The sequence below is a fragment of the Variovorax sp. 38R genome (assembly GCF_014843395.1).
GTDB classification, from domain to species: Bacteria; Pseudomonadota; Gammaproteobacteria; order Burkholderiales; family Burkholderiaceae_C; genus Variovorax; species Variovorax paradoxus_H.
The window spans coordinates 5,114,359-5,131,335 of the sequence record NZ_CP062121.1 but is presented as its reverse complement, the minus strand read 5'-3'; the positions used below and the strand labels follow the sequence as shown (position 1 = coordinate 5,131,335).

16 protein-coding genes and 1 pseudogene are annotated in these 16,977 nt (G+C 68.8%); 4 read left to right on the top strand and 13 right to left on the bottom strand.

What is annotated here, in order from left to right; genetic code table 11:
- The gene (gene nadA, locus IG196_RS23815) at positions 1 to 1,116 is read left to right on the top strand and encodes a quinolinate synthase NadA (RefSeq protein WP_192193290.1); all 1,116 of its coding nucleotides are present in this window, start codon (positions 1 to 3) and stop codon (positions 1,114 to 1,116) included.
- Between the two features lie 88 nt (positions 1,117 to 1,204).
- On the opposite strand, the gene IG196_RS23810 is transcribed toward nadA, so the two are convergent.
- From IG196_RS23810 to IG196_RS23780, 7 genes are all read right to left on the bottom strand, one after another.
- Positions 1,205 to 1,606, bottom strand: a complete 402-nt coding sequence (locus IG196_RS23810; protein ID WP_192193289.1) for a 6-pyruvoyl trahydropterin synthase family protein — start codon at positions 1,604 to 1,606, stop codon at positions 1,205 to 1,207.
- Between the two features lie 57 nt (positions 1,607 to 1,663).
- Positions 1,664 to 2,302, bottom strand: a complete 639-nt coding sequence (gene queE, locus IG196_RS23805) for a 7-carboxy-7-deazaguanine synthase (RefSeq protein WP_192193288.1) — start codon at positions 2,300 to 2,302, stop codon at positions 1,664 to 1,666.
- Positions 2,299 to 3,141 carry a pantoate--beta-alanine ligase gene (panC, locus tag IG196_RS23800; protein ID WP_192193287.1) on the bottom strand — a complete coding sequence of 281 codons (843 nt, stop codon included), beginning with the start codon at positions 3,139 to 3,141 and terminating at the stop codon, positions 2,299 to 2,301. The genes queE and panC overlap by 4 nt, the downstream gene beginning before the upstream one ends.
- Positions 3,142 to 3,160: 19 nt before the next feature.
- The gene (gene panB, locus IG196_RS23795; RefSeq protein WP_192193286.1) at positions 3,161 to 4,066 is read right to left on the bottom strand and encodes a 3-methyl-2-oxobutanoate hydroxymethyltransferase; all 906 of its coding nucleotides are present in this window, start codon (positions 4,064 to 4,066) and stop codon (positions 3,161 to 3,163) included.
- Positions 4,067 to 4,138: 72 nt separating this feature from the next.
- Entirely contained in the window at positions 4,139 to 5,722 is a 1,584-nt protein-coding gene (gene nadB / locus IG196_RS23790) for an L-aspartate oxidase (RefSeq protein WP_192193285.1), read from the bottom strand.
- A gap of 20 nt (positions 5,723 to 5,742) precedes the next feature.
- The gene (locus IG196_RS23785; protein WP_192193284.1) at positions 5,743 to 6,579 is read right to left on the bottom strand and encodes a segregation and condensation protein A; all 837 of its coding nucleotides are present in this window, start codon (positions 6,577 to 6,579) and stop codon (positions 5,743 to 5,745) included.
- A gap of 68 nt (positions 6,580 to 6,647) precedes the next feature.
- Positions 6,648 to 6,854, bottom strand: a complete 207-nt coding sequence (locus IG196_RS23780) for a DUF3460 family protein (RefSeq protein ID WP_056578352.1) — start codon at positions 6,852 to 6,854, stop codon at positions 6,648 to 6,650.
- A 39-nt stretch (positions 6,855 to 6,893) separates the two neighbouring features.
- On the opposite strand from IG196_RS23780, the gene IG196_RS23775 reads away from it, so the two are divergent.
- Positions 6,894 to 7,397 carry an outer membrane protein assembly factor BamE gene (locus IG196_RS23775; protein WP_192193283.1) on the top strand — a complete coding sequence of 168 codons (504 nt, stop codon included), beginning with the start codon at positions 6,894 to 6,896 and terminating at the stop codon, positions 7,395 to 7,397.
- Positions 7,398 to 7,400: 3 nt separating this feature from the next.
- On the opposite strand, the gene IG196_RS23770 is transcribed toward IG196_RS23775, so the two are convergent.
- Positions 7,401 to 9,080 carry a SulP family inorganic anion transporter gene (locus IG196_RS23770; RefSeq protein ID WP_192193282.1) on the bottom strand — a complete coding sequence of 560 codons (1,680 nt, stop codon included), beginning with the start codon at positions 9,078 to 9,080 and terminating at the stop codon, positions 7,401 to 7,403.
- A gap of 134 nt (positions 9,081 to 9,214) precedes the next feature.
- Between IG196_RS23770 and IG196_RS23765 the strand changes: the two genes are divergently transcribed.
- Positions 9,215 to 10,927 (top strand): hydrogenase maturation protein, encoded by a 1,713-nt coding sequence (locus tag IG196_RS23765; protein WP_192193281.1) that lies wholly within the window; start codon positions 9,215 to 9,217, stop codon positions 10,925 to 10,927.
- Between the two features lie 7 nt (positions 10,928 to 10,934).
- On the opposite strand, the gene IG196_RS23760 is transcribed toward IG196_RS23765, so the two are convergent.
- The 4 genes from IG196_RS23760 to IG196_RS23745 are packed head-to-tail and all read right to left on the bottom strand — an operon-like array spanning position 10,935 to position 14,126.
- Positions 10,935 to 11,159, bottom strand: coding sequence for a hypothetical protein (locus IG196_RS23760; RefSeq protein WP_192193280.1), 225 nt, complete (start codon positions 11,157 to 11,159; stop codon positions 10,935 to 10,937).
- Between the two features lie 34 nt (positions 11,160 to 11,193).
- Entirely contained in the window at positions 11,194 to 12,357 is a 1,164-nt protein-coding gene (locus IG196_RS23755) for a CaiB/BaiF CoA transferase family protein (RefSeq protein ID WP_192193279.1), read from the bottom strand.
- Complete coding sequence (locus tag IG196_RS23750; protein WP_192193278.1) at positions 12,354 to 13,328, bottom strand: Bug family tripartite tricarboxylate transporter substrate binding protein; 975 nt, start codon at positions 13,326 to 13,328, stop codon at positions 12,354 to 12,356. Before IG196_RS23750 ends, IG196_RS23755 begins: the two co-directional genes overlap by 4 nt.
- Before the next feature lie 42 nt (positions 13,329 to 13,370).
- Complete coding sequence (locus IG196_RS23745) at positions 13,371 to 14,126, bottom strand: enoyl-CoA hydratase/isomerase family protein (RefSeq protein ID WP_192193277.1); 756 nt, start codon at positions 14,124 to 14,126, stop codon at positions 13,371 to 13,373.
- Positions 14,127 to 14,184: 58 nt separating this feature from the next.
- Here IG196_RS23745 and IG196_RS23740 point away from each other — a divergent pair, with 58 nt between their 5' ends.
- Positions 14,185 to 14,856 (top strand): GntR family transcriptional regulator, encoded by a 672-nt coding sequence (locus IG196_RS23740; protein ID WP_192193276.1) that lies wholly within the window; start codon positions 14,185 to 14,187, stop codon positions 14,854 to 14,856.
- A gap of 22 nt (positions 14,857 to 14,878) precedes the next feature.
- Here the strand turns inward: IG196_RS23740 and metG are convergent.
- Positions 14,879 to 16,910 (bottom strand): annotated as a pseudogene (gene metG / locus IG196_RS23735) (methionine--tRNA ligase).
- Positions 16,911 to 16,977 lie beyond the last annotated feature (67 nt).

Sequence of the window (16,977 nt, the reverse complement as noted above, 5' to 3'; positions counted from 1 at the left end):
ATGACGACCGCTTCCGTCATCGATGTCGACTACGAACAGCCCGCGGAGGGCTCGGTCTGCGACACGCGCCACGCCTGGGCCCGCGTGCCCCCCGAGCCTTCGCCCGATGAACGCATCGCGCTGAAGGACCGCATTCGCCGCCTGCTGCGCGAGCGCAACGCGGTGATGGTGTCGCACTTCTACGTGCACCCCGACCTGCAAGATCTGGCCGAGGAAACCGGCGGCATCGTGAGCGATTCGCTCGAGATGGCGCGCTTCGGCCGCGACCACGCCGCCACCACGCTGGTGGTGTCGGGCGTGCGCTTCATGGGCGAGACCTCGAAGATCCTCTCGCCCGAGAAGCGCGTGCTGATGCCCGACCTCGACGCGAACTGCTCGCTCGACCTGGGCTGCCCGGTCGACGAATTCAGCGCCTTCTGCGACCAGCATCCCGACCGCACCGTGGTGGTCTACGCCAACACCAGCGCGGCCGTGAAGGCGCGCGCCGACTGGCTCGTCACCTCCAGCTGCGCGCTCGATGTGGTGAACGCGCTGCACGCGGCCGGCCAGAAGATCCTCTGGGGCCCCGACCGCCACCTGGGCGACTACATCCGCCGCCAGACCGGCGCCGACATGGTCAGCTGGAACGGCGCGTGCATCGTGCACGACGAATTCAAGTCGCTCGAACTCGAGCTGCTCATGAAGGAACACCCGAAGGCCAAGGTGCTGGTGCACCCCGAGTCGCCGTCGGACGTGATCGCGCTGGCGCATGCGGTGGGTTCCACCTCGGCCATCCTGAACGCGGCGCAGCGCTTCGACGCGACCGAGTTCATCGTCGCGACCGACACCGGCATGCTGCACAAGCTGCGCACGCTGAACCCCGGCAAGACCTTCATCGAAGCGCCCACGGCGGGCAACGGCGGCACGTGCAAGAGTTGCGCGCATTGCCCGTGGATGGCGATGAACGGGCTGGTCGAACTCGCGAATGCGCTGGAAACCGGCGCGGGCGAGATCCACGTCGATCCGGCACTGGGCGTGCGGGCGCGCGTGCCGATCGATCGGATGCTGGCGTTCACGGCTGGGTTGAGGAATGGGCAGCAGCCTGGCAGTCTGATCGAGGGCATCGGCGCCGCCTGAAGTCTTGTTCCCTCTCCCGCGTGCGGGAGAGGGTTAGGGTGAGGGCAGGGGCCTCACAACATCGCGCCGCGTTGATTGCCGCTCACCCTCACCCCAACCCTCTCCCCGAGGGGAGAGGGAGCAAGACTTTAAACTCCACCGTGCAGCTATCGCCCAGCGCCTCGCGCCACACGCGCACACGCGCCAGCGACGCCCGCAGATCCGGCAACGCCTCTGCAATGAACACGCACAGGTTCTCCAGCGTCGGCGGATGCAGCCCCGGCACGTCGTCCAGCAGATGGTGGTCGAGCTGCTCGCGCACGTCCTCGAGCCGCCGGCGCAGCAGGCCCAGGTCGATCACCATGCCCGTAACCGGGTCGCGCTCGCCCGCCAGCCACACCTCTGCGTGGTAGGTGTGGCCGTGAATACGGCGGCTGCCTTCGACTTCGATCTCGCGTTTGAGCGTGTGGGCGGCGTCGAAGAAGAAGCGTTGGCTGATGGTGAAGCGCATCGTCGGAAGAAAAAAGAAACTCGGAAACAGAGAAAAGAGAAGAAAGAGGCTGCCGCGTCAGCGGATGCCCGTGATCTTGTGGGTCTGCACGCTGAGGCGCCACAACGGCTGCTTCATGCATTCGTCGATGCAGCGTTCGGTGTTGGCGAGGCGGTCGGGTCCGTCCATCGGCTGCAGGAAACGGTGCGTGAACTCGCCGGTGCGCGCCATCGTGTCGAGGTCGAAACCGGCCTGTGGCCACACCAGCTTGAGCTCCTGGCCGTGCTGCTGCACCCACGGCGCGCCGGCCTTGGGGCTGATGCACAGCCAGTCGATGCCTTCGGGTGCGGCGACCGTGCCGTTGCTCTCGACCGCGATGCGGAAGTGCCGCGCGTGCAGCGCGTCGACCAGCGCCGTATCGACCTGCAGCAGCGGCTCGCCGCCGGTGAGCACGACCAGCCGGTGCGCGGTGTCGCCGGCGGGCCATTGCGCGGCGATGGTGTCGGCGAGTTGGTCGGCGCTCTTGAACTTGCCGCCCAGCGTGCCGTCGGTGCCGACGAAGTCGGTGTCGCAGAAACGGCAGACGGCCGTGTCGCGGTCTTCCTCGCGGCCGGTCCAGAGGTTGCAGCCGGCGAAGCGGCAGAACACGGCCGGCATGCCAGCCTGGCCGCCTTCGCCCTGCAAGGTGTAGAAGATTTCTTTGACGCTGTAAGTCATGAAGCGAGCGGGGTGTCGATTTCGAGGTTGTCGATGAGCCGCGTGCTGCCCAGCCGCGCGGCGGCCAGGGCCACGAGTGCATCGCCGGCCTTCGGCGCCTGCAGGTCGGCGCGGCGGCGCAGCACGAGGTAGTCGGGTTGCCAGCCGCGCTGCGCGAGCGACTGCATGGCGCGCGCCTCGAGGGCGGCCACGTCGTGCTCGCCGGCGCGCACGGCCTCGGCCATGTCTCGCAGCGCCTTCGACAGCTGCACGGCCTCGGCGCGTTCGGTGGCGCTCAGGTAGCCGTTGCGCGACGAGAGCGCCAGGCCGTCGTCGGCGCGGAAGGTCTCGCCGCCCACGATCTCGATGGGCATCGCAAACTGCCGCACCATGTGGCGGATCATCATGAGCTGCTGGTAGTCCTTCTTGCCGAACACGGCCACGCGTGGCTGCACGCACTGGAACAGCTTCATCACCACCGTGCACACGCCGATGAAGAAGCCGGGGCGGAAGTGCCCTTCGAGCAGGTCGGCCAGCGCCGGGTCGGGGTGCACCTTGCAGGTCTGGGGCTCGGGGTAGAGCGCCTTCTCGTCGGGCGCGAACAGCACGTCGCAGCCGGCGGCGCGCAGCTTCTCGCAGTCGCTGTCCCAGGTGCGCGGGTAGGTGTCGAAGTCTTCGTGCGGCAAAAACTGCAGGCGGTTCACGAAGATGCTCGCCACGGTGGCGTCGCCCAGCGGCTTGGCCTGGCGCACGAGCGCGAGGTGGCCCTCGTGCAGGTTGCCCATGGTGGGCACGAAGGCGGGGCGGCGGCTGGAAGACAGGTGCTGGCGCAGTTCGTCGATGGTCTTGGCGATGTACATGGTCGGTGTCTTTCTGGGCTTACCAGGCGTGGAGGCGGTCGTCGGGGAAGCTGCCGTTCTTCACGGCCTGCACGTAGGCCTGCAGCGCGGGCAGCACGCCCGGCGCGTCGGCCATGAAGTTGCGCACGAACTTCGGCATCTTCCCGAGGTTGATGCCCAGCATGTCGTGCAGCACGAGCACCTGGCCCGCGGTGGCCTGGCCGGCCCCGATGCCAATGGTGGCGCAGTGTTTCAGCTCCGTGGTGAGTTCGGCGGCCAGCGCGGCCGGCACCATCTCGAGCACCAGCATGGCGGCGCCCGCGTCCTGCAGCGCGTGGGCCTGCTGCTTGAGCAGCGCGCCGGCGGTGTCGCCCTTGCCCTGCACGCGGTAGCCGCCGAGTGCATGCACGGTCTGCGGCGTCAGGCCTAGGTGGGCGCACACGGGAATGCCGCGCTCGACCAGGAAGCGCACGGTCTCGGTGGTCCAGCCGCCGCCTTCGAGCTTGACCATGTGCGCGCCGGCCTGCATCAGCACGGTGGCACTGGCGAGGGCCTGTTCGCGCGACTCCTGGTAGCTGCCGAAGGGCAGGTCGGCGATGAGCCAGGTCGTGCCCTGCACGCGGCGCAGGCCGCGCGAGACGCTGTCGGTGTGATAGCGCATGGCGTCCAGGCTCACGCCCACGGTGCTGTTCAGGCCCTGGCAGACCATGCCCAGCGAGTCGCCGACCAGCAGGCAGTCGATGCCGGCCGCGTCGGCCATGGCCGCGAAGGTGGCGTCGTAGGCAGTGAGCATGGCGATTTTTTCGCCGCGCGCATGCATGTCCGCCAGCCGCGGCAGGCTCACGGGCTTGCGCTGCGCCAGCGGCGAGGCGGGCGGCAGCGTGCCGTAGGGCGTGCCGGCGGGCGCTTCGGACGGTGGGGGGGGTGTGGAAGGTGTGTTCGACATGGTTGGCTTTCTCCCTGCGGGCGTCGGTGGCCGGGCATCCTGAGGGTGATCGAAAGGTGACGAAGGGTGGGCTCAGTCGACCGGCGGCACCAGCACGGTGGGTGCGGTGGGCTCGGCCAGCGAAGGGTAATCGCGACTGAAATGCAGGCCACGGCTCTCGTGGCGGGCCTGCGCGGAACGCACGATCAGCTCGGCCACCTGCACCAGGTTGCGCAGTTCGAGCAGGTCGCGCGTGACGTGGAAGTTCGCGTAGAACTCCTGGATCTCGGCCTGCAGCAGCGCGATGCGGTGGCTCGCACGCTCCAGGCGCTTGTTGGTGCGCACGATGCCGACGTAGTCCCACATGAAGCGGCGCAGCTCGTCCCAGTTGTGGGAGATGACCACGGCTTCGTCGGCGTCGGTGACGCGGCTTTCGTCCCAGGCGGGCAGCGCGGCGCGTTCGCGCGACGGGGCGCCGGCAATGGCATCGGCCGCGGCGCGCGCGAACACCATGCACTCGACCAGCGAGTTGCTGGCCAGCCGGTTGGCGCCGTGCAGGCCGGTGCAGGCGGTTTCGCCGATGGCGTACAGGCCCGGGATGTCGGTGCGCCCGGCCAGGTCGCTGAGCACGCCGCCGCAGGTGTAGTGCGCGGCGGGCACCACGGGAATCGGCTCGCGCGTGATGTCGATGCCCAGCTCCAGGCAGCGCGCCAGGATGTTGGGGAAATGTTCCTTCAGGAACGCGGGCGGCTGGTGCGAGATGTCGAGGTACACGCAATCGAGCCCGTGCTTCTTCATCTCGAAGTCGATGGCGCGGGCCACCACATCGCGCGGTGCGAGTTCGGCGCGTTCGTCGTGCTTTGGCATGAAGCGCGTGCCGTCGGGCAATTTCAGCAGCCCGCCTTCGCCACGCACCGCCTCGCTGATCAGGAACGACTTCGCGTGCGGGTGGTACAGGCAGGTCGGGTGGAACTGGATGAACTCCAGGTTCGACACCCGGCAGCCCGCGCGCCAGGCGGCGGCAATGCCGTCGCCGGTGGCGGTGTCGGGGTTGGTGGTGTACAGGTACACCTTGCCGGCGCCGCCGGTCGCCAGGATGGTGTGCGGCGCGCGGAAGGCCAGCACCTCGTCGGTCTCGTCGTCCAGCGCGTACAGGCCCTGGCACGACGGATCGGCCAGCCCGAGCTTGGTGCCGGTGACCAGGTCGACCAGCGTGTGGTGCTCGAACAGCGTGATGTTGGGCGTGCGGCGCACGCGCTCGATCAGCACCTGCTGCACGGCCGCGCCGGTGGCGTCGGTCACGTGCACGATGCGGCGCTGGCTGTGGCCGCCTTCGCGCGTCAGGTGCAGATCGCCACCTTCTTCCGAGAAGGGCACGCCCAGTTCGCGCAGCCAGCCGATGGCCTGCGGCGCGCCTTCGACCACGAAGCGCGTGGCTTCGGGGTCGCACAGGCCGGCGCCGGCCACCAGCGTGTCTTCCACGTGGGCGTCGAAGCTGTCGCCCGCCGCCAGCACGGCCGCGATGCCGCCCTGCGCCCAGGCACTGGAGCCGTCGTTCAGCGCGCGCTTGGTGAGCACGGCCACGCGGTGGGTGGGGGCCAGGTGCAGCGCGGCGGAGAGGCCTGCGAGGCCGCTGCCGACGATGAGGACGTCGAAGTCACGTACGGCAGAAGTCACGGGGAGTGGAACCGGTTGGGTCAGGCGGGCGAATAGGCCAGTCGGACGTAGATGGGGGCGAAGGCTTCGGCCTGCGTGATGTCGATCAGTGTTTCTTTCGCGAGCTCGAGCATCGCGATGAAGGTGACGATCAGCACCGGCACGCCGCGCGAGACGTCGAAGAGCTTCTCGAACTCGACGAAACGCTGGCCCTGCAGGTGGCGCAGCACGATGCTCATGTGCTCGCGCACGTTGAGCTCTTCGCGTGAGATCTTGTGGTGCTGCACGAGCTTGGCGCGCTTCATGATGTCGGCCCAGGCGTCGCGCAGTTCGACCACGTCGACCTCGGGGAAGCGCGGCTTGATCGACTGCTCGATGTAGACCTGCGCCTTCCAGAAGTCGCGCCCGTAGGTCGGCAGCGCGCTGATGGCGGCGGCCTGCAGCTTGGTCTGTTCGTACTCCATGAGCCGGCGAACCAGCTCGGCGCGCGGGTCTTCGGCCTCTTCGCCGTCGGCCACCTTCTTGGGCGGCAGCAGCATGCGCGACTTGATCTCGATCAGCATCGCGGCCATCAGCAGGTATTCGGCCGCGAGTTCGAGGTTCGTCTGGCGAATTTCGTCGACGTAGCTCAGGTACTGCCGCGTGAGTCCCGCCATCGGGATGTCGAGGATGTTGAAGTTCTGCTTGCGGATCAGGTACAGCAACAGGTCGAGCGGGCCCTCGAAGGCCTCCAGAAAAACCTGCAGCGCCTCGGGCGGGATGTACAGGTCTTTCGGCATCGCGAACAGCGGCTCGCCGTAGAGCCGGGCCAGGGCGACCTGGTCGACGACCTCGGGCATGCTGGCCACGATCGTGCCGTTGTCCTCGTCTGCGCTCATGAGGCGGTTGCTATCAACTTAATAGCTGTGCGCGCACGCGGGGCGGCGGGATGCCGGGTGGGCACCATTCACTTGGGTTGGGTCTGGTAGACGTACGGCTGCATCGGCACGCGGGCTTCGCTGTACTCCTCGAGCAGGCTGCGGTCGAGGTGCTTGTCCCAGAGCAGGGCGCGGCCGGCGCGCTGTTCGGCTTCCAGCGTCGGCTTCTTTTCCTTCATCTCCTCGATGAAGTTCGTGATCTCGGAGGTGTAGTGGGGGCGGCGGAAGATGGACATAGACTGGACCTTTATCGCTCGAATTTTACCGGGGACGGCATGCAACGATTTCAGAAGGGCCGGATCGGCCTTGCAGCGGCTCTGCTGGCGGGGCTCATCGGGCTCGCCGGCTGCGATCCGCAGCGCATCAGCGAGCTCGAAGAAGGCGTCTCGACCGAGGCCGACGTGCGCGCGCGCTTCGGCGAACCCGAGAACGTCTGGGACGTGCCGAATGGCCGCGTGCTGGAGTTCAACCGCCAGCCGCAGGGCCAGAAGAACTACATGATCACCATCGGCGCCGACGGCAAGATGAGCGCGCTGCGCCAGGTGCTCACGCCCGAGAACTTCGCCAAGGTGCAGCCCGGCATGATGATGGAAGACCTGCGCAAGCTGCTCGGCAAGCCGGCCAAGGTCACGCCCTATGCGCTCAAGCGCGAGACTGAATGGGAATGGCGCTGGGTGCAGCCGCCCAGCTCGGCGATGGTCTTCACCGCCACGCTGAACGACGACCAGCGCGTGGTGCGCAGCGGGTCGTCGCCTGATCGGGGCACCGAAGCGCCGTAACAGCTACGCGCCGTGCGACGCGCCGGGCTGGCCCGTCGTCAGCTCCTCGGCAAACCCCGAGCGTTCCAGCACCTCGAGCGGCTGCGGCTGCAGCGACTCGATGCGCAGCAGCCCGTCGCGCGCCAGCACCGCCCGGTGCAACTGCCGCAGCGCATCGACGCCGGTCGCATCGATGTAGATCAGGTGCGTGGCGTCGAGCACCACCGTCATGCCGCGCGGCGCGCGCTCCGCGGCGTTCACTGCTTCGTCGAGCTTGGCCGCCGCGCCGAAGAACATGGCGCCGTACAGCCGGTAGGTGAGCACCGGCGGCTGCAAGGTCACGAGTTCGACGCTGAACAGCCCGCTCATGCGCCGGATGAAGAGCGCGCACGCGAGCACGAGGCCCGCCTGCACCGCCACCGTGAGGTCGAACACCACGGTGAGGAAGAAGGTGCCGAGCATCAGCAGCCGGTAGTGGCGGCTGAAGTGGCGCAGCTGGCCGGGCGTGAACTCGCGCCATTCGCCCATGTTCAGTCCGACAAACACCAGGATGCCCGCCAGCACCGCGAGCGGCACGTGGCGCGCCAGCGGCGCCGCCAGCAGCACGACGAGCAGCAGCGTGACCGCATGCACGATGCCCGCAATGGGCGAGCTGCCGCCCGAGCGGATGTTGGTCACGGTGCGCGCGATGGTGCCCGTGGCCGGCATGCCGCCGAAGAAAGGCGTGACGATGTTCGCGATGCCCTGCGCCATCAGCTCCTGGTTGGGGTCGTGGCGCGGCTGGCCGCTGACCTGGTCGGCCACGCGCGCGCACAGCAGCGACTCGATGGCGCCGAGCAGCGCGATGGTCAGCGTCGGCGTCACCAGCTGCTTGACGGTCTCCCACGAGAAATCGGGCAGCGCGAAGGCCGGCACGCCCTCGGGAATGCCGCCGAAGCGCGTGCCGATGGTTTCCACCGGCAGCGCGAAGCCCCACGACACCAGCGTGAGCGACACCAGCGCGACGATCGGCCCCGGGATGCGCCCGACGATCTGCACCGGGCGCGTCTGCACCCATCGGCCACCCACGCGCTGCACCGCACGCGCCAGCGCCGAGTCACCGCGAAACAGCCGCGACCACGCCAGCAGGCCGAGCACGCAGGCCAGCCCGAGCGCGAAGGCGTGCGGATTGAAGGTGTCCAGCCGCAGCGCCATCGCGTGCAGCTGCGAGAACACGTCGGCCGGCATGCGCTCCACCGTGAGGCCGAGCAAATCCTTGAGCTGCGACAGCAGGATCAGCACCGCGATGCCGTTGGTGAAACCCACCACGATCGACAGCGGCACGAAGCGCACCAGCCGCCCGAGCCCGAACAGCCCCGCCATGAACAGCAGCACGCCCGCGCAGGCGGTGGCGATCAGCAGGTTGGCCACGCCGTAGCGTTCGACGATGCCGTAGACGATCACGATGAACGCGCCCGCCGGTCCGCCGATCTGCACGGCCGAGCCGCCCAGCAGCGAGATCAGGAAGCCCGCGATGATCGCCGTCCAGATGCCGGCCTCGGGCTTGAGCCCCGAGGCGATGGCAAACGCCATGGCCAGCGGCAGCGCCACGATGCCCACCGTGGCGCCCGCGCCCAGGTCCCTCAGGAACCGCCCCCGGTCGTAGCCCGCCATCGTGTCCATCAGGCGGGGGCGAAAGCGGGTGAGGTTCAGCGGCGATGACATGTGCGGTCATTGTGGCCCGACCGTTGCGGCGGGCCCGCGATTTCCCGGGGGTGAGTACTTTCAGTCAGCTTATCGGCGGCGAGGCTGAAAGATACATTTTTGACGTTTAGAAACAAACGTCAATGAGGTCGCCCATGCACATCCTGCTCGTCGCGAGCGCTTTCAACAGCCTCACGCAGCGCGTGCTGGCCGAACTCCAGGATCGGGGTCACACAGCAGGCATCGTGCTGGCGCTCGGCGATGACGAGGCCTTGCGCGAAGCGGTGCGCCAGCACGCGCCCGCGCTGCTCATCGCGCCGATGCTGACCACCGCAATTCCCGAGGATGTCTGGCGCGCCCACACCTGCCTGATCGTGCATCCGGGCCCGCCCGGCGACCGCGGCCCGTCCTCGCTCGACCGGACGCTGCAGGGCGGCGTCGCCAGCTGGGGCGTCACCGTGCTCGAAGCCGTGGCCGAGATGGACGCGGGCGATGTCTGGGCCTGGTCGCCGCTGAAGGTGCCGCCGCAGGCCGGCAAGAGCGACCTCTACCGCGGCGAGGTGGCCGATGCCGCCGTCGACGCGGTGCTGCTGGCCGTCGAACGTTTCGCCTCGGGCACTTACAAGCCGAAGCGGCAGAAGGCGGCCGACCTCGCCGCCGGCTGGCGGCCCTTCATGAAGCAGGCCGAGCGCCGCATCGACTGGGCCACGCAGACCACCGAATCGGTGCTGCAGCATTTGCGCGCGGCCGACTCGCAGCCTGGCGTGCGCGACGAGCTGCAGGGCGCATCGTGGTTCCTGCACGGCGGCCATGCCGAAGACAAACTGCGTGGCACGCCCGGCGACCTGATCGCCACCCGCACCGGCGCGGTCTGCCGCGCCACCGTGGACGGCGCGGTCTGGCTCACCCAGCTGCGTCCCTGGCGCGAACCGGGCTCCGGCCTGCCGAGCTACAAGTTGCCGGCCGTCGAGGCGCTGGGCGCGCGGCTGCCTGCGGGCCTGCCCGAAGTGCCCGCGCCGCTCGAGTTGCCCGCTGGCCGCCGCACCTGGACCGACATGCGCTACAGCGAGCACGGCCCCGTCGGCGTGCTGAACTTCTCGTTCGCGGGCGGCGCCATGAGCACCGCGCAATGCCGACGTCTGCTCGCCGCTTACCGCTTCGCCTGCACCCGGCCGACGTCGGTGCTGGTGCTCGGCGGGCTGCGCGACTTTTTCTCCAACGGCATCCACCTGAACCTGATCGAGGCGGCGGCCGATCCGGCCGAGGAGTCATGGGCCAACATCCACGCGATGAACGACCTGGTCGAGGCCGTGCTCACCACCACCGACCGCCTCACGGTGGCCGCGCTGGGCGGCAATGCCGCGGCGGGCGGCGTGATGCTCGCGCTCGCGGCCGACGAGGTGTGGTGCCGCGACGGCGTGGTGCTCAACCCGCACTACACGTTGATGGGCCTGCACGGCTCCGAATACTGGACCTACAGCCTGCCGCGCCGCGTGGGCGCCGACGAGGCCGCGCGGCTCACGCAGTCGGCGCTGCCTGTGAGTGCGAAGCGTGCGGTGGCGCTGGGCCTGGCGCAGCGGGTGCTGCAGGTTGCGCCGGAAGAGCTGGGTGACGAGGTCGGGCGGCTGGCCGCCCAACTGGCGGCATCGCCGGACCTGGCTACGCGCGTCGCGCAGAAGCAGGCGGCGCGTGCCCACGATGAGGCGGCGAAGCCGCTGCAGGCTTATCGGGACGAGGAGCTGGCGCACATGCGGCGCAATTTCTTCGATCCCGCCGAGCCGCACGCGGCGCTGCGTTCGGCCTTCGTGCGCAAGGAAAAAGCGCAGCACACGCCGCCGCACCTCGCGGCGCTCGGGTTGCCGCGCTGAACGGCTGTCAGTCCTTGCTGTCGGGAATCACCGCGTCGGCCGTCGCGCCCACCACCTTGCCGGTGATGCGCGCGGTGCCGATGGCGGCATCGGCTGCGAGGCCGACCGCGCCGGCACCCACGCTCACGGCGGTGCTCGCGACGCTGACCACCGCGCAGCCGCTCAGCAGCAGCGCACTCGCGAGGCCGAGTGCGGAAAGGACGAAGGGGCGGAGGCGGTCACTGCGTTGCATGGGCCGGATTCTGCACCCGCAGGCCTTGTCCTGCTCAAGCCTGGGCGAGTGACGCCAGGATCGCTTCGCGGTCCTGGTCCAGCCGCGGCGGCTGCCGGCGCACCTGCGTGCGCAGCCCGCCGACATGCACCGGGTTGCCCGCCACCGTGAGCGACTGGCCGCCCTGCGTGCGCACCTGCACCAGCATCTCGCGCGCCTGCACCTGCGGGTCTTTCACCACCGCCGCCACGTCGTTGTAGTCGCCGGTGGGAATGTTGTGCTGCATCAGCAGCGCCTGCCAGTGCGCGCAGGGCGCAGTCGACAGGCGTTCCTCAAGCAGCTGCTTCAGCGTTTCGTGGTGCTGGCAGCGCGCCGCGTTGGTGGCAAAGCGCGCGTCCTCGGCGAGCGCGGGCAGGTCGAGCGCGGTGCACAGGCGCTGGAACAGCGCGTCGTTGCCCGCCGCGATCACGAACCAGCCGTCGGCCGCGCGGAACACGTCGAAGGGCGTGATCGACGGATGCCGCGAGCCGATCGGCCCCGGCGCGCGGCCCTCGGCTTCCATGCGCGAGATGGCGTTCTCGAGCAGCGCGACCTGGCAGTCGAGCATCGCCACGTCGACCCTGTCCCCCACGCCCGTGCGACCGCGCTGCAGCAGCGCGGCCTGCGTGCCGATGGCCGCGTACAGGCCGGCGCCGAGGTCGCCGATCGACACGCCCACGCGCGTCGGCGGTGCGCCCGGGTGGCCGGTGAGGCTCATGATGCCGCCCATCGCCTGCACCACCATGTCGTAGGCGGGGCGCTTGCTGTACGGCCCGGTCTGGCCGAAGCCCGAGACCGAGGTGAACACCAGTTTTGGAAAGCGCGCCTGCAGCGTCGGCCAGTCGTAGCCCAGCTTTTCCATCGTGCCGGGCCGGAAGTTCTCGACCAGCACGTCGGCCGTGGCCAGCAACTGCTCGAAGACCGCGCGGTCGGCCGGCGCCTTCAGGTCGAGCGCGATCGACTCCTTGTTGCGGTTGACCGACATGAAGTAGGCCGAGTCGCCCTCGACGAACGGGCCGATCTGCCGTGCGTCGTCGCCCAGGCCGGGCTGCTCCACCTTGATGACGCGCGCGCCCAGGTCGGCGAGCAGCATCGTGCAGTACGGGCCTGCGAGCACACGGGTCAGGTCGATGACGGTGAAGCCCCGCAGCGGGCCTGCCTTGAGTTCGGCTTGCGTCATTCGATGCTCGCGCCGGAGCGCGCGGTGAGTTCCTTCGACTTCGCGCCTTCGACCAGGGCCCAGGCACGGAATTCGGCCAGCGACTGGGAGGGTGCCGACTCGTTGCCCGACTTCTCCAGCCGCGCCTTGACCTCGGGGTCGTTCAGCGCCGCCACGCTGGCGTCGAACAGCTTCTGCGTCACCTCCGGCGGCAGGCCTGCGGGTGCGAAGAGGCCGAACCAGAAGGTGTAGTCGTAGCCCTTCACGCCGGCCTCGGCCACGCTGGGCACGTCGGGAAAGAGCGGCGAGCGCTGGCCCGAGGTGACGGCCAGCACGCGCAGCTTCTGGCCCTGCGCCATCGGCAGCACCGACGGCGGCGTGCCGAAGGTGAGCTGCACGTCGCCCGCGGCCACCGCCTGGATCGACGGGGCGCCGCCCTTGTACGGCACATGCAGCATCTGCACGCCGGCCGCCTTCTCGAACGACAGGCCGGCCAGGTGCGTGACCACGCCCGCGCCCGACGACGAGTACGCCAGCTTGCCGGGGTTCTGCCGTGCCTCGGCGATCAGCGCCTGCACGGTCTTTGCGCTCACGTCCTTGTTGACGGCCAGCAGCATCGGCGCGGAACTCCAGCGCGAGATCGGCACGAAGCTCTTGGCGCCGTCGTACTTCACGCTCTTGTAGAGCAGCTTGTCGCTGCCGTAGAGGTTGGCGCTGCCCAGCAGCAGCGTGTAGCCGTCGGGCGCGGCGCGCGCGACCTGGTCCGATGCGATGGTGGTGCCGGCGCCCGGCTTGTTGTCGATGACGATGGGCTGGCCGAGCAGCTTGGCCATCTTGTCGCTCACGATGCGCGCCACGGTGTCGGCGCCGCCGCCGGCGGGGAAGCCCACCACCAGCGTGATCGGCCGCGCGGGGTAGGTGTCGGCCAGCGCGCCGGCCGAGGCCAGCAGCGCGGCGGCCGCGAACGAGAGGGCTCGCAGTTCTTGCTTCATGGGTTTGTCTCCTGAGTCTTGTGGGGGGAAGGGCGGGCGCGCTCAGCGGCCCTGGAACACCGGCGTGCGCTTCTCGCGCCAGGCCCGGCCGCCCTCGGCGAGGTCTTCGGACGCGACGGTGCGCTGCACCTCGCGCGCGATCGAAGCGGCATCGGCGGTGCCGCGCGCGATCTGGTTCAGGTGCTTCTTCATGCCCAGCAGCGCCAGCGGCGCCATGCCGGCGAGCACGGTGCGCAGGCGCTGCACCTCGGTGTCGAGCGCCGCTGCGTCGTCGACCAGTTGCGTGAGAAAGCCGCAGTCGCGCATCGCGGCGCCGTCGAGCTTCTCGGCAGTGAGGAAGAGGCGCTTGGCCGTGTCCAGCCCGAGCCGCGACACGTAGCGCTCCATGCCGCTCTGGTAGTAGTGCAGGCCGAGCCGGGCGGCGGGCATGAACATCTCGGCGGCGCGGGCGCCCACGCGGAAGTCGCAGGCCAGCACGAGGTCGGTCGCGCCGCCGTAGACGCCGCCGTGCACCGCCGCGATGGTGACCGCGCGGCAGTTTTCGAACACATCGACCATCTCGCCGAAGCTGCGGCCCTCGGTCTGGCTCTGGGTCGCCACTTCTGATATATCAAACCCGCTGCAAAAGTACTTGCCCTCGGCGCGCAGCACCAGCACCAGCACCTCGGGCGTGCGGTTCACCGTGTCCACATGCTGGATCAGCACGGGCAGGTCGTCCGGCGTGAGCTTGTTGGCGGCTTGAGGACGGTGCAGCGTCAGGTAGGCGACGTGGCCGTTGATCGCGAGGGTGGGGGACATTGATGTACCAAACAGATGAATTGATATATCTGTAAGGTTAGCTAATATCCAGATCGCCATGCAACCCGCGAAAACCCTCGACACCACCAGCCTGCAGGACCGCATCCGCGCCCGGCTCGAACAAGACATCCTGGGCGGCGTGCTGTCGCCCGGCATGCCCATCGACGAAAAGGCGCTGGCCCTGAGCTTCAACACCTCGCGCACGCCGGTGCGCGAGGCGCTGCTGCTGCTCAGTGCGCGCGGGCTGGTCGACATCGTTCCGCGCACCGGCATCTACGTGCGCCAGCTGCGGGCGAACGAACTGGTGGCGATGATGGAAGCGCTGGGCGAGCTCGAAGGCGTGCTGGCGCGGCTGGCCGCGCTGCGCATCGGGCCGGCGCTGCGCGACGAATTGCTGCGCGCCCTGGCCGGCACCGCCGCGCAGGCGCAGGCGGACGATGCTGAGGCCTACCAGCAGGCCAACGCCGCGCTGCACGACGTGATCTACCGCGCCAGCGGCAACCCCTTCATCGTGGAACAGGCGCAGACGGTGCGCCTGCGCATCGCGGCCTACCGCGGGCGGATGTTCGAGAAGCCTGGCCGGCTCGCCGCTTCACAGCGGGAGCACGAACGGGTGGTCGAGTGGATTCTCAAAGGCCACGCGGACAACGCCGCGGAGGCGATGCGCGACCACATCTCGGTGGGCGGCAAGGTGTTTGCCGACCTCGTGTTGAACAACAAGTTCGGCTAGTTCTTCTCGTCTTCTGAACTGATCAGCGCACGCGCATGCCCGGCGTCGCGCCCGCCCAGGGCTCGAGCACGTGGATGCCCGGGTGGGCCTTTTCGTCGCCATGGCTCGCGGCCAGCACCATGCCTTCGCTGATGCCGAACTTCATCTTGCGCGGCGCGAGGTTGGCGACCAGCACCGTGAGCTTGCCGACCAGTTGCTCCGGCTGGTAGGCCGAGGCGATGCCGCTGAACACGTTGCGCGTCTTGCCTTCGCCGGCGTCGAGCGTCAGGCGCAGCAGCTTGGTCGAGCCCTCGACCTTCTCGCAGGCCACGATCTTCGCGAGGCGCAGATCGATCTTCACGAAGTCGTCGATGGTGATGGTCGGCGCGATGGCTTCGCCGCCCGGCAGGTCTTGCGCTTCCACGGCGACGGGCGCGGCGGCTGCTGCTGCCGCTTCAGGCACGTCGAACAGCTTGTCGACCTGCTTGGGGTCGGCGCGCTGCATCAGGTGCTTGTAGTCGCCGATGGCGTGGCCGGCCGGCAGCGCTTGTGCGGCATCGGCCCAGGTCAGCGGCGCGATCTTCAGGAAGGCCTCGACGTTCACGGCCAGCGCCGGCAGCACCGGCTTCAGGTACAGCGTGAGCAGGCGGAAAGCTTCGATGCACACCGTGCACACGTCGTGCAGGCGCGCCTCGGCGCCTTCCTTCTTGGCCAGTTCCCAGGGCTTGTTCTGGTCGACGTACTCGTTCACCTTGTCGGCCAGCGCCATCACCTCGCGCAGCGCGCGGGCGTAGTCGCGGCTGTCGTACAGCGACTGCACCTGCGTGGCTGCAGCGCGCAGCGTCGACAGCAGCGTTTCGCCGTCGGCCGACACCGCGCCCAGCTGGCCGCCGAAGCGCTTGCCGATGAAGCCGGCCGCGCGGCTGGCGATGTTGATGTACTTGCCCACGAGGTCGCTGTTCACGCGCGCCACGAAGTCGTCGGGGTTGAAGTCGATGTCTTCGTTGCGGCCGTTGAGCTTGGCGGCGATGTAGTAGCGCAAGGGGTCGTCGACAGGGTCGATGAAGTCAGACGTAGATGGCGTTGGGCGCCTTGCGGCCGCTGAAATGCAGCATCGCGGGCCAGAACAGCGTGTGGAAGGTGATGATGTCCTTGCCGATGAAGTGCACCTGCTCCAGCTCGGGGTCGGCCATGTACTCGGTGTACGAGATGCCGTCGCCGCCCAGCTCGATGCAGCGCTTGTCCAGCAGGTTCTTGAGCGACGCCAAGTAGCCCACGGGCGCGTCCATCCACACGTAGAAGTACTTGCCCGGCGCATCGGGGATCTCGATGCCGAAGTAGGGCGCGTCGCGGCTGATGTCCCAGTCGCCCAGGCCGCCCTTGCCTTCGTCGTCCTTGTAGAGCCACTCGCGGATCTTGTTCTGCACTTCGGATTGAACGTGGCCGGGGGCGGCGGTCCATTCCTTCAGGTAGGCCTCGCAGCGCGGGTCCGACAGCTTGAAGAAGAAGTGCTCCGAGCTGCGCAGCTCGGGCTTGGCGCCCGACAGCGCCGAGTACGGGTTGATCAGCTCGGTGGGCGCGTACACGGCGCCGCACACCTCGCAGTTGTCGCCGTACTGGTCCTTCGAGTGGCAGTTGGGGCACTCGCCCTTGATGAAGCGGTCGGCCAGGAACATGCCCTTGGCCGGGTCGTAGAACTGCTCGACGCTCTTGGTCTCGATGAGGCCGTTGGCGCGCAGGTCGCGGTAGATGTCTTGTGCGAGCTGGTGGTTCTCGGGCGCGTCGGTCGAGTGCCAGTTGTCGAAGGCGATGTGATAGCCATCGAGGTAGGGCTTGCGGCCCGCGGCGATCTCGGCCACGAAGGCCTGCGGCGTCACGCCGGCTTTGTCGGCCGCGATGGTGATGGCCGCGCCGTGCGCGTCGTCGGCGCACACGAAGTTGACCTCGGCGCCATTCATTCGCTGGTTCCGCACCCAGATATCGGCCTGGATGTATTCCATCATGTGGCCGATGTGGAACTTGCCGTTGGCATACGGCAGGGCGGTGGTAACGAAGAGCTTGCGCGGGGCGGACATCGGGGAGGGCGCTTTCGGGAGTGGTACGGACGGAACCGGGCATTTTAGGTGGCGGCGTCCGCCCGTG